This is a genomic window from Lactobacillus crispatus, from assembly GCF_018987235.1.
In the GTDB taxonomy this organism is placed as follows: Bacteria; Bacillota; Bacilli; order Lactobacillales; family Lactobacillaceae; genus Lactobacillus; species Lactobacillus crispatus.
Window position 1 is genome coordinate 961,507 of the sequence record NZ_CP072197.1, and the last position, 12,143, is coordinate 973,649.

At 35.3% G+C, this 12,143-nt stretch carries 11 protein-coding genes and 2 pseudogenes; 11 read left to right on the forward strand and 2 right to left on the reverse strand.

Annotated elements, in window-relative coordinates; genetic code table 11:
* Positions 1–54: 54 nt before the first annotated feature.
* The 6 genes from J6L97_RS04715 (at position 55) to msrA (ending at position 5,246) form a co-directional block, all read left to right on the forward strand.
* Positions 55–933, forward strand: a complete 879-nt coding sequence (locus J6L97_RS04715; protein WP_057727000.1) for a YitT family protein — start codon at positions 55–57, stop codon at positions 931–933.
* Positions 934–1,424: 491 nt separating this feature from the next.
* Positions 1,425–1,970 (forward strand): DUF6994 family protein, encoded by a 546-nt coding sequence (locus tag J6L97_RS04720; RefSeq protein WP_057727001.1) that lies wholly within the window; start codon positions 1,425–1,427, stop codon positions 1,968–1,970.
* Positions 1,971–2,007: 37 nt separating this feature from the next.
* Positions 2,008–3,042: an IS30 family transposase gene (locus J6L97_RS04725; RefSeq protein ID WP_123811765.1), complete on the forward strand. Its 1,035-nt coding sequence runs from the start codon at positions 2,008–2,010 to the stop codon at positions 3,040–3,042.
* Positions 3,043–4,268: 1,226 nt separating this feature from the next.
* Complete coding sequence (locus J6L97_RS11215) at positions 4,269–4,403, forward strand: hypothetical protein (protein ID WP_263386387.1); 135 nt, start codon at positions 4,269–4,271, stop codon at positions 4,401–4,403.
* The gene (locus J6L97_RS04730; RefSeq protein WP_013086450.1) at positions 4,396–4,563 is read left to right on the forward strand and encodes a hypothetical protein; all 168 of its coding nucleotides are present in this window, start codon (positions 4,396–4,398) and stop codon (positions 4,561–4,563) included. Before J6L97_RS11215 ends, J6L97_RS04730 begins: the two co-directional genes overlap by 8 nt.
* 116 nt (positions 4,564–4,679) lie before the next feature.
* A complete protein-coding gene (gene msrA, locus J6L97_RS04735; protein WP_057726633.1) occupies positions 4,680–5,246 on the forward strand; it encodes a peptide-methionine (S)-S-oxide reductase MsrA in 567 nt (188 codons plus the stop codon).
* A gap of 70 nt (positions 5,247–5,316) precedes the next feature.
* On the opposite strand, the gene J6L97_RS04740 is transcribed toward msrA, so the two are convergent.
* Positions 5,317–5,940, reverse strand: a complete 624-nt coding sequence (locus J6L97_RS04740) for a M23 family metallopeptidase (protein WP_057726632.1) — start codon at positions 5,938–5,940, stop codon at positions 5,317–5,319.
* A 652-nt stretch (positions 5,941–6,592) separates the two neighbouring features.
* On the opposite strand from J6L97_RS04740, the pseudogene J6L97_RS04745 reads away from it, so the two are divergent.
* The 5 genes and pseudogenes from J6L97_RS04745 to J6L97_RS04765 form a co-directional block, all read left to right on the forward strand.
* Positions 6,593–6,787 (forward strand): annotated as a pseudogene (locus tag J6L97_RS04745) (hypothetical protein); the annotation flags it as partial.
* A gap of 648 nt (positions 6,788–7,435) precedes the next feature.
* A complete protein-coding gene (locus tag J6L97_RS04750; RefSeq protein ID WP_057726631.1) occupies positions 7,436–9,280 on the forward strand; it encodes a heavy metal translocating P-type ATPase in 1,845 nt (614 codons plus the stop codon).
* Between the two features lie 82 nt (positions 9,281–9,362).
* The gene (locus tag J6L97_RS04755; RefSeq protein WP_057726630.1) at positions 9,363–9,593 is read left to right on the forward strand and encodes a heavy-metal-associated domain-containing protein; all 231 of its coding nucleotides are present in this window, start codon (positions 9,363–9,365) and stop codon (positions 9,591–9,593) included.
* Positions 9,593–10,138: a hypothetical protein gene (locus J6L97_RS04760; protein WP_057726629.1), complete on the forward strand. Its 546-nt coding sequence runs from the start codon at positions 9,593–9,595 to the stop codon at positions 10,136–10,138. The genes J6L97_RS04755 and J6L97_RS04760 overlap by 1 nt, the downstream gene beginning before the upstream one ends.
* A gap of 19 nt (positions 10,139–10,157) precedes the next feature.
* Entirely contained in the window at positions 10,158–10,793 is a 636-nt protein-coding gene (locus J6L97_RS04765; RefSeq protein ID WP_057726628.1) for a Crp/Fnr family transcriptional regulator, read from the forward strand.
* Between the two features lie 340 nt (positions 10,794–11,133).
* Here J6L97_RS04765 and J6L97_RS11340 read toward each other — a convergent pair.
* A pseudogene (locus J6L97_RS11340) lies at positions 11,134–11,934 on the reverse strand (transposase).
* Positions 11,935–12,143: the final 209 nt, after the last annotated feature.

Below are 12,143 nucleotides of genomic sequence, written 5' to 3' on the forward strand. Positions count from 1 at the left end.
TTGTTAAAATTAATGTGTTTACTATTAGTATTTGCTCAAAGGATTTGACAAACTATGGATCAACTTGATAAGTTCAACCGACGCTACAATTTTCTTTCAAAATTGTCAGCTGCCTTCTTTTATTCAATTGCGGTTGCAGTAGCCCTGAACTTTTTTTGGACGCCGGGGCATATGTACTCGTCAGGAATCACGGGTTTTGCGCAGTTAATTAATACTGTAAGTGAAAGATATCTACCGTTTACGTTATCAACATCAATGATGTACTTTCTTTTGAACTTCCCTCTATTTATATTGGCTTGGTTCAAGATAGGGCGTAAATTTACTTTCTTCACCATCGTTGCTGTTGTTCTGGGTTCTATCATGATGCACGCTATTCAACCTTGGCAAATGCACCTGGATCCACTGGTTTGTGCGATTTTTGGTGCTTCAATCAATGGTATTGGAACTGGGATGGCATTGAAAAATGGTATTTCAACTGGTGGACTGGACATTATTGGGATTGTAATTAGGCAAAAAACGGGCATTAGTTACGGTAAGTTCAACATTTTTATTAATTTGATTATTATCGCTGCTGCGGGATACATGTTTGGTTGGCCACGTGCTCTTTATTCCGCCTTGACTATTTTTATTAATGGGCGAGTAATTGACGCGGTTTACACCCAACACCAGAAGATGCAAGTAATGATTGTTACTCAGCACCCACAGCATATTATCGATGGAATTCAGAATCGAATGCATCGTGGAATCACTATTTTGCACGATGCTGAAGGTGCATATAGTCATATTGAAAAGACAGTTTTGATTACCATTATTGATCGATATGATATGTATGATATTCGCCAAATCGTGCAAGGAGCAGATCCGTATGCTTTCATGAGTGTTAGTGAAGTTGAAAAAGTATATGGTCGCTTCAAGGAGCAAGAAATCGTTTAATGGATAGCCCTTAAACCTTGATATATAAGGATTTATAAATGAAATTTGAATCCTAGGGGCACTTTGGGAGCAAAACTATTCAAAAAGAAGCAGAAATGCTTCTTTTTTATTTGGAGTGGCTTTTTGTAATTATGGCTTTATTATTGGTCTTTGTTAAAAGTGATTAAAAATGATATTATTTCGATTGAGAGATGTTGATATATCGTGGATCATTTAGTATTCTCCACGAGTGTGGAGGTGATCCTTGTCGATACTGAAAATTATTTTGACGAGGTCGGTATTCTCCACGAGTGTGGAGGTGATCCCAAGTCAAAAGTACGCAAACAGCAACCCTAATTGTATTCTCCACGTATGTGGAGGTGATCCCTTGTTGACGCTCCCACATCAAATGCAAAATCAGTATTCTCCACGTATGTGGAGGTGATCCTGAGCCTTCCTGACGGCTGACTACGTGACACTAGTATTCTCCACGTGAGTGGAGGTTAAGTTATATGGAGAAAGATATGTTTACAAAGCAAGAATTTAAGCCGCAGGGTTATAAGGAAAATGTCGAAAGGCTTAAACTTTTTTATCACAGTGAATTTTATCAAGACTTGAAAAAGTTATATCCTAATTATTTGAATAAAGTTGAAGATGCTTTATATCAAGATCCGGATTCTAGTGATGAATTTCTTTATATTGCATTAAGTGAAAAATATAAACTCGATGTTTCTAAGAAAAATAACTCTTTTTGTCTTATTGATAAGGTGGGAAACAGTGAAATTGCATTAGGTGCGGATGCTATTTGCGGAGTAAAATGTTTAGCTAAATACTATCCTGATCTCGATGACTGGATCGATGCTTATGAAACAATACGAAGTCAAACATCCCTGCATTTTGTATGGCCAAGACATAAATTACCAGCGATCAATACTCTTAGATACATTAAATATTTGGACCGTATTGATTTTACTTTATTTGATTTAAAAAATTATTTTCCCGGATTTAAAATTGAAGTGCAACACCAAGTGTTAAACAAAAAGGCCATGAAGACCTAAACTTGAAGTGACGAAAAATCAAGAAAGGAAGATCTTCATGACCAATTCAAATTCTAGCATTTCTAAGCACTATCATCAATTAACCAGCGTACAACGTGGACAAATTCAAGCAATGCTGGATTCCGGCATAACTTCCCGTACTGTTATCGCTCAAGAAGTCGGCTGCCATAAGTCGACAATCAGTCGCGAAATCAAACGCGGAAGCGTCCTGCAAAGAGACAGCAGCTATTTATTGTATGAGCACTATTACGCTGATACTGCACAGCTTTATTATGAGAAGCGTCGCAAAAACTGCTATCAGCGCAATCCATTGAAGCATTATGCTGTCTTTTTGAGAATGCTCTCCAGACGCTTCAAAGCTAAATTTGATGCCACCAGCATCGATGAATTCGTTGGTGAATTCAAAAGGACTATGCCAGGCTACCCTTGTCCCAGCACACCAACTGTCTATCGCTATATTGATCAGGGCTTGCTGGACATAAGCAATATTGATCTGCCTATGAAGCTCAAAAGACGCAGGAACAAGCGTCATCACGGCCAGAGCGGTCATGCTTTGCACAAGAAGAATCTTGGCAATTCCATTGAACAGCGTCCTAAAGAGATTGAAGACAGAAAAACGCCGCTGCACTGGGAAGGAGATCTGGTTAAAGGCGTCAGACGCAAGAATCAGCCTGCTTTAATGACTTTGACCGAAAGAACCACACGCTTTGAAGTAGTTATCAAGATTCCTGACTATCGGGCAAGCACATGCCAAAGGCTGCTTCAAAATGAGATTGACAGACATCCTGCCTGGTTTAAATCGATCACGTTTGACAATGGCTCTGAGTTTGCGGATATGACCAAGATCAAAGGCTGCCAGATCTACTTCGCCCACCCATATTCTCCATGGGAAAGAGGCACCAATGAGAACTGCAATGGACTTCTGCGTCAATTCTTCCCTAAAGGCAAAAGCATGAAAGATAAGTCAGCTGCTTATGTTCAACAGGCAACTGATGCCATTAACCGCAAACATCGTCGAATCCTTCAATATCACACAGCAGAAGAACTCTTCAAGCAATATATTTCCTCATAGCCTAACTGTTGCACTTAATTTGACAATTCAGGAAAAAATTATTTTGAAGGTAATGAAAACACGCCGCTTGCTAGAGCTTATAAAAATGAAGTGACTAATCTATGGTTATCTCAATTTTATGATTTTCCATCCTTTGTAAAAAAGATGCAATTAGGACGTTTTGTTGATAAAAAATATAACGTTTTGAATATTGCTAGTCGGCAAAATGAAATCATTAAAAAATTTCTTGCAAAATCAGAATCATCTAATTCTATGCCTATATATGCTAACTCCCTGATTTCTTTAGTAAAAGACAATATAATTTAATGAATGACCAGGCTGAAATAATTTGCAAGCACTTTGTGTAGGTTCTTTTTTATATCGATAGATATTAAAGAAACACTTTGTGTTAAAAGCAATAAAAAATGCTATGATTTTAGGTAGGGATTGTTGCTGTAGCGGGATTCATTTAGTGTATTCTCCACACATGTGGAGGTGATCCTCAACAGTGGCAGAATGCCTTTAATGATCTTAAGTATTCTCCACACATGTGGAGGTGATCCTAATATGGACTTATAAACGCTGGTCTAATTCTAGTATTCTCCACACATGTGGAGGCTAAATAGCTGCTCTGAAAATATGTTCTATAGAGTGACTGTTTTTGTATATTATTTAAAAATATTGTTGATGGTGCACGGAGATTGCGTTCACTTATATAGTGAAAAGATGCTAAGAAATCTAAAATAGAATCGAGATGAATTGGTAATCTGGTAATCGTAAGAAGGACTTAGCTACTAATCGTTGTATTCAATTTTGATAACAAATTAGTTAAAGAGCAAAAAATATGAAGAATTATAAATTTAATAAGTTTATGTAAAAACAGTGTCATTAAGTTAGGCTATTGATTTTGGTGAAAAAACAATTAAAGCATCATTTGGCTTTAGACGGCCAGATTGATGCCTTTTTGGCATATTTTTCTAAATATCATTCGCGTTACACGTAAAAGCGTGTGTTGTATATAGTGAAAGGAGGCTAAGAGAATCGGAGCTAAGAGGTGACAAATATGCCGAAAGCCCAATTGCAAAGTGCAAAAGAAAAAACCACAAATCAAAGTTCACTTCAAGTTAAATCTTTGGATCCTGGTTTTTGAAATTTCCATTAATTTGGAATGAATAATTGAAGAGGGGGACCGGAACTCCCTTCCTTTTCTATATTTTCATTTTAGTAAATTGAAAGTATTTTTACAAATGAAAAATATAAAATTAACTCATACTGGCAAAAATACTAAATGGTCATTAAAGTTCTATCCTAAAAGAGCTTTGTTAACTGGTGTTTTGATTGTGATTGCTATAGCATTATGGAAAGTGATTTTTAATGGCTAAATATACAGAAGTAAATAAAAAGTGGAATGATAAAAATGAGGCCCGTAAGCTTTACATTAATAAGAGGTCAACGACGAAAAACTTTATTTTAAATCTTGCTATCGAAGATGATTTAGAACAGATTGAAAAGTATATTGAAGAAAGACACAATAATTTGTAAAGAAATAAAATGGGATGCATCAGGTAATAAAAAGTGCATCTCATTTTTATTTGTATATAATACTAGTTAACTTAAAAAAACAATAAAATTCAAATAAAATGGAGGTATTTCAAAGAATGACAGAGAATAATAAACAAGCCGAAGGCACTGATACCAAGGCAAAAGCCAACTACGACACAGCAATCTTCGCTGGCGGTTGTTTTTGGTGCATGGTCGAACCTTTCGATACAGTTGACGGGGTAGAAAAAGTAGTTTCTGGTTATACTGGTGGTCATGTTGCTAATCCAACATATGAGCAAGTCTGTTCAGGTACGACTGGCCATACTGAAGCTGTTGAGATTACCTTTGATCCAGCAAAAATATCGTATGATCAATTGCTAAACTATTATTGGCAAGTGACTGATCCCACAGATGCAATGGGGCAATTCCAAGATCGTGGTGATAATTATCGACCAGTAATTTTTTATAATTCACCTGCTCAAAAAGAAGCAGCTGAAAAATCTAAGCAAAGATTACAAGCTAGTGGCAAATTTGATAAACCAATCGTAACTAAAATTGAACCAGCTAAGCCATTTTATCCAGCCGAGGAATATCACCAAGATTTTTATAAAAAAGATCCACTTAGATATGAAATGGAAGAAGCAGGTGGAAGAGCTAAGTTTATCAAGGAACATTGGGATTAATAAAAAGCAGATCATAACTGTTATAAGCTGTGACCTGCTTTTTTACTTTCAATATTTTAGATTATGTTAACTATTTCTTTAAGTTGCTTTTGATAACCTCGATTGGATTGAGCCAAGTTCCGTTGTTAACGTTCCAATTCTTACATGGAAAACCATATTTGTTTATGTAATCTTTATTTGTTTGAGTAACGCCAAGGTGTAAGTGTGAGCCAGTTAGCTTACCGATCTTTTGACCTAATTTAATCTTTTGACCAGTCTTAACATAAATGTCTTTTTTCTTATTAAAGCCTTCTTGGTAAACTTCAACGTAATTATCAGGACTAATAACCCAGATGAACCAGCCAAGGCCGTTGCCATAAGCAACCTTTTTAACAGTACCTTGATGAATTGCATATATGTTAGAATGCCCAACTTCTGAAAAACCAAAATCCCAACCATCATGGAAGTAGGAAGGGGGTGTAGTAGAACGCATATAGTTAGTTATGCCAAAAGTTTGTGCATTATACATTGGACGAACACCATTTTTCTTGTTGGCTTTAAACGGATAAGCCCACTTGAGATTCTTGGGTTGAACTTCAGTTGTATTTTGTGAGTCATCAAGCGTATCAGCAGAAGCAGTGGCAGTTGATAAAACAACGCTTGAAGTTAATAATGCAGTACCTAACAAAGAAATTATTAATTTACGAAATTTCATTATAAAAACAAACCAGATAAGATCTGATTTTTGTCTCCTCTCTTAATTCACGTACACTATTGTAGCTCAGGAGTTTTACGATAAAGTTACAATTAAATTTCGATTGATAACAAAAAGTTAGTATAGGTATATGTGAATATGCTTTTGGTTAGGCTAGTTAAAAGCGGATGATAAAGCAGTGTCATGGCTAAAGTGTTTGGATGAAATTCTTAATCGTGAGCGATAAAGATTGGCAGACAAATAATATTTTTGTTTATTTGTTTAGGAGAAATCATAGCAGAATGATATTATGATTCCTCTTTTTATTTGAATATTATGTCCAGCAGATATTGTCTATTTAATAAAAATCGATATACTTGGTAGTAGGATCAAAGTGATGAAAAAATGGTGTTTGCGTATTTTCATTTGGCGCTATAAAGGGATTTGTTTACTGTATTCTCCACACATGTGGAGGTGATCCCAATCAATCTGTAAATATTCAATCAGGTGCGATGTATTCTCCACACATGTTGAGAGTGTTACTGTCCTTGAGCGCACAGATAAATAGCCTGTAAACGCCGGTATGCCAGCATTTTTGATAGATGAAAAGTGTAATAATTCCGGCTCTTTGTCAGATCCTGTTGATAATGAGTAAATGAATAGAATTAAGCAACCATTAAAAGATTTACAAGCAAAATTTAAGCAAGCATTTGGTAGTGACGATCTTCAATTGGATAAACGAGTAGTTTATGTTCACGGCGTACCAGCGGATCTTAAATTACCATCTAGCGTTGCCGGTAATGTTATGAGTTATGATGCACATACAACTTTGCCAATTGCTGCTGGAGAGATTAAATTGGCACATTAATTTTTATAGAATTGAAATTTGAAAGCTAGAGTCTATGCTTTTTGCATGGTTTCTAGTCTTTTTTTGTATATTCTCTCTTTTATTAAACGAAATTTACACGATAAAACTGTGATTTTTTGCTTAAAAGATAAATATAAAAAGACACTAGTATCTTGATAACAGTCAAGTCACCTAAATTGTTTTTTACCTATGATATGTAGTGTCAAGAAAGGGAGAGGTGAAGTTTGAAAAAACTAGTGAGTTGAAAAGTATTTTAAATAAAAAAAGGACACACCAGATAAAGGTTAACATTAATTCAAAAAATTAAATATTAACCATAAAACCTTGACTTTGAGCAAATCTAATAGCCTGCTTAAAAAATTGAGAAAGCAAGTTAAACATTGACTGCGAAACCCTACACAAACGAGTCGTTTATACAAAAATAAGTTTACGTGCTCAAAGTCACATTCAGTTGTGCTTGAAAGGTTAAGCTACATATATATAAATTCGAGGTAATAGAGGAACTATTCACTCACCTCCCCATGATTTGTAGTGTGTAAAACCGCTTCCTCACAACTAATATATTAAAAAGTAAGAGTAAGGGACAACGGATTTGTTTTTCATGGCTCTGTTGTCCTTGAGTCAAAGACGAAAGGAATGTTTATAAAAATGATTAAGTTACAACAATTTTTTATGAGGTACAAAAAGCAGGTTTTGCTTGTTAATACTATTCTGCTGTTGCTTGCTGAAGGATCTAAATGGCTATTGCACATGAATTTACCATACCAGGCTTTAATGCTTATCGTGGGGATTGTCGGAGTGCTTCCAATTGCTTTGACGGCTATTTCATCTTTAAGGGTTAAATTAATTCCTATTGATGTTTTAGTATCGCTGGCGGTAATCGGTGCCTTCATTATTGGTGAATTTAATGAAGCAGCCATTGTTACTTGGCTATTCATGTTAGGAGATGTACTGGAAGAATTAACCCTAAAGAAAACGCGGTCAGCCGTTGCTGATTTAACCAAAATGGCACCACAGACTGCGTTAGTTGTTCAAGATGATGGCTCAACTGAGAAAGAAGACGTCGATTTCATTGATCCTGGTGAGAAGATTTTAGTTAAAACTGGTGATCAGGTTCCAGTCGATGGCAAGGTTATTTCAGGTTCTGGTTATCTTAATGAAGCCAGTGTTAACGGTGAATCTAAATTAGTTAATAAAAAAGCCGGTAATGAAGTATATGCAGGAACTATCCTTGAAAACGGTACATTGACTGTCGAAACTACCGCAGTCGGTGAAGATACGACTTTCGGTAAAATTATTGAAATGGTTGAAGAAGCACAAGATACAAAGTCACATACAGAAAAGTTAATTAACCGGTTTTCCAAATATTACACTCCTGCCGTACTTGTAATTGCGATTGCTGTGGGCCTAATTACTAAAGATCTTAAGTTAGCTATTACGGTCATGGTGCTAGGCTGCCCAGGTGCTTTAGTTATTGGTGTGCCAGTATCTACAGTTGCTGGTATCGGTAATGGTGCTAAAAATGGCATTATGTTTAAAGGGTCGCAAGTAATGGATCAAACTCACCGGATTGATGAAATTGCTTTTGATAAAACCGGCACTTTGACTGTTGGACATCCAGAAGTTAGTGCAATTGAGGTATTAAATGGGCCCAAAGATGAAATTATTAAATTAGCTGCTCAAATTGAGCGTCAAAGTAACCACCCCTTAGCTCAGGCAATTGCCAAATTAAATAAACAAAAGCCAGCTTCAATTAAAGTGGAAACTGTTAAGGGTAAGGGAATCATCGCCACTTTAAATAATCAAAAATATTATTTAGGTAACCAAGACTTAATCGTTGAAAATACCCGTACCAATGCAAAATTAGATAAGACAATTAATCATTTGAGTCAATTAGGTACTTCAATTGTCGCTTTTGCTAATGAAGATCAAAGTCAATTAGCTGTTTTTGGCATTAAAGATCAATTGCGCCCAGAAGCTAATGATGCTTTAACCCGCTTAAAAGAATTAGGGGTTAAAAAGTTAGTTATGCTTTCTGGAGACAATCAAGAAACTGCTGAACGAATTGCGGCGAAGTTGCCAATCGATGAAGTTCATGGTCAAATGTTGCCACAAGACAAGGCTGCTTTTGTTAAAAAAGAAAGAGCCAAGGGACACCATATTGCTTTTATTGGTGATGGGATCAATGATAGTCCGGCCTTAGCTAATGCTAATGTTGCAATTGCCGTTGGTAGTGGGACGGATGTTGCCATTGAAGTTTCAGACATAGTTTTAGTTAAAAATGACTTGCGGAAGATCGCTTATGCCCTTGGCTTATCCAAGAAGACAATTTTGAACATGAATGAAAATATCGTGATGGCTTTACTGACAGTCTTATTGTTGTTCATCGGTTTGTTTGCGGGTTATGTTGAAATGGCAAGTGGGATGTTTATTCATGAATTTAGTATCTTAATTGTTATCTTGAACGGAATGAGATTAATCAAATTTCAATAAAAATTGACGATCATCAAGTTTATAATCAACAAAACAAAGTAGCATTAGATATGTAAATTAATAAGGAAGGGTGAATCTAATCATGAAAAAAGTAATGATGAAATTATCTGGCATGACCTGTCCTTCATGCTTAAGCAAAATTGAAAGGGCGGTTGGTAGTTTGGATGGAACCGACCAAATCAAAGTTTTATTCAATGCAGGAAAGCTAAAATTTACGCTGGATCCTGATAAGACTAAAACTGTTGATGTCAAGACAGCTATTGAAAAAATGGGTTATGAAGTACAAGGAATTAAGGAAAAGGAGCTTAACTGATGAATGCAGAAGAAAAATACCAGGCGGAATTGAAGCAAAGCGACCTTGATCACCATCAGCCAACTGCAGCTGCCATGACTGGTCACATTATTTCTAACTTGTTAATCCATTCTTTAAAGATTAACCAAGCTAACTTATTTGCTAAAGGATCTGCTAGTCTTTTTTTAGCCGAAAAAGCTGCTGGTTGGATTGCTTATGAACGTCAGGAATTTGACCAATTGAATCACTTATTGGTTAATAATGGTGAAAGTATTCCAACAATTACAGCTCAATTTAAGGAATATACTATGCTAGAAGAAGATGGCAGTAGTAAATATTTAGCAGGTGATAAGCAATTATTTGCTTTGGTAAAAGATTTTGATACGCAAACGCTCTTCATTACTAAGGCAATTGCTTTAGCTAATAATGAAAGTTGGCCAGAATTATCTGCTAATTTAACTAATTTAATGGCTTGGATTAAGGAGCAAATTCGGGTAACTCAAGACTTCTTAGGTCATGAACTAAAAGAAGGATTGTATGTCGAAGACGACGATGATGACTTTTAATTAAAGGACGATGAATTTAATGGCTGATTTATGTGTTAACTTAGTACCACTATTTAATGCTTTACCTCAGGATGAGAAGATGCAAATCGAAAAATTAGTTCAGCATAAAAACTATCAAAAGGGTGAAGTAATAATTGATCCAACGATAAATGATAATTTAGTAATTATCGCTGATGGTAACGCTAAGCAGTACACCTTAGATGAAAACGGCTATGAGAATGTTTTGCAAATCTTGCATACGGGTGATTATATTGGTGAGGATTGGCTTTTTGGTCAAAAAAATATCAATAATTACCTCGAGGCTACGGAACACAGTGAAATTTGTTTATTAAAACGGCAGGATCTACTGAAGCTATTGCATAAACAGCCAGAATTAAGTATTCGATTATTGGAACTAAATATTGTTAAAGTTTCGGAAATGCAAAAACAAATTCACTTGTTGGCTTTGCCGAAGGTTGAAGACCGGTTATTAAAGTATTTACAAACATATGCAGATGAAATTGGTAAAAATAATTTTACCTTACCCTTAAAAATGAAGGACTTAGCTTTATACCTTGGAACAACACCTGAGACCCTGTCTCGTAAATTTGCTTTATTAGAAAAGCAAGGTCAACTGAAGCGTCAATTACGTCGAATTGAATTATTCGAAAATTAGTTTAATTAGGCAATGATTGCTTAGTTGATAATATACACGTTATATCATTATGTTAATTTGGGGATGCATGTTTCCACTAATTCAGGGTAGTGATGTTTGGTCATCGATAGTGGGGATGTTATGGATTGGCGCTTGGATACTAATAGGACCGTTGAAAAAGGGATTAACTATTAAATTTGTTACTCCTAAACTCGATAAGAAATACCAATTAACAATCAACCCCATTGATAAGAATTAAGAATAACGGAAATTTTCAGGAAGTTTAAATACCAGCAATTAATTGTGATTAGGGGCAACGGCTCTTTGTCAAATCATATTGATGGATAAGTTTAATGAGGAATTAAGCAGCGAAGAAAAAGCTTGATTCCTTTTCTTTTACAATATTTTCTTCAAGTCTAATTAAGAGATGACTAAAATTTCTATAGCCATAAGCAGTACGTTCAATTTGTTTAATCTTACGGTTAACTCCTTCAAGACAACCATAAAGTCTTGCATCACCCAATAAGTATTTTCTAAGGTTTGGTCACAATCTAAACTATCTAAGACAACATGTTCCTGAGTGAGATAATCTTTAAAGTGCCAATCGTAATATGGGGTAGTCCTATTAAGCCTGTCATACCTCATGAGATAAAGCTTCCAAGGAGACTTTAAGAGCTTATATTCACGGCTGCTTTTATTAAATTGCTTCATGATTTGAACTCTAAAAATATTAAACGATCTAGTAAGCATTTGAACCATGTGAAAACGATCAATACTAGCGATGCAGGTCATTGAGCGATCTTCAGTAAGAGCAGAAAGTATTTTTCGCTTAGAAGTGTTAGAGATATAGCAGCCTTTATTAATAAGATTAGATTGAGCCATAGATCTTTTAAGGCAAGCATTGCATAAAACGCGCTGTTTTTTAAGTCTGATTATAACTGGATAGCTAGCATCAGCAGTAATAAAGCACATGTTAGAAGTAGAATGACCAGTATGCTTAAGATTAGATGAATGGTAGTAAGGACAATGCGGGGTGAATAAGTTCGGCTACATAGAGATTATGATATTTGCCGTTAATACATTTTTTAAAATAATCAAAAAAAATAATATTAGAATCTTCAATATTGAGATGAAATTTAATACAGTCATTAAGAAAGGACATAGCAAAAACTCCTAGTAAACTTAATTGAATTGGTCGAAGAAGGATTTTAAGTTAAGAGAGGCTATGGCCTCTTTCTTTATGCAATAAAAAATCCTGTCGATAGAATATCATAAATATTCATCAACAGGAAAAATTATACAGCCATTTAAATCTTCTGGTGTAACGGATCTAATGTGGTAATTCATATTCAAAATTCATTCACTTCCATA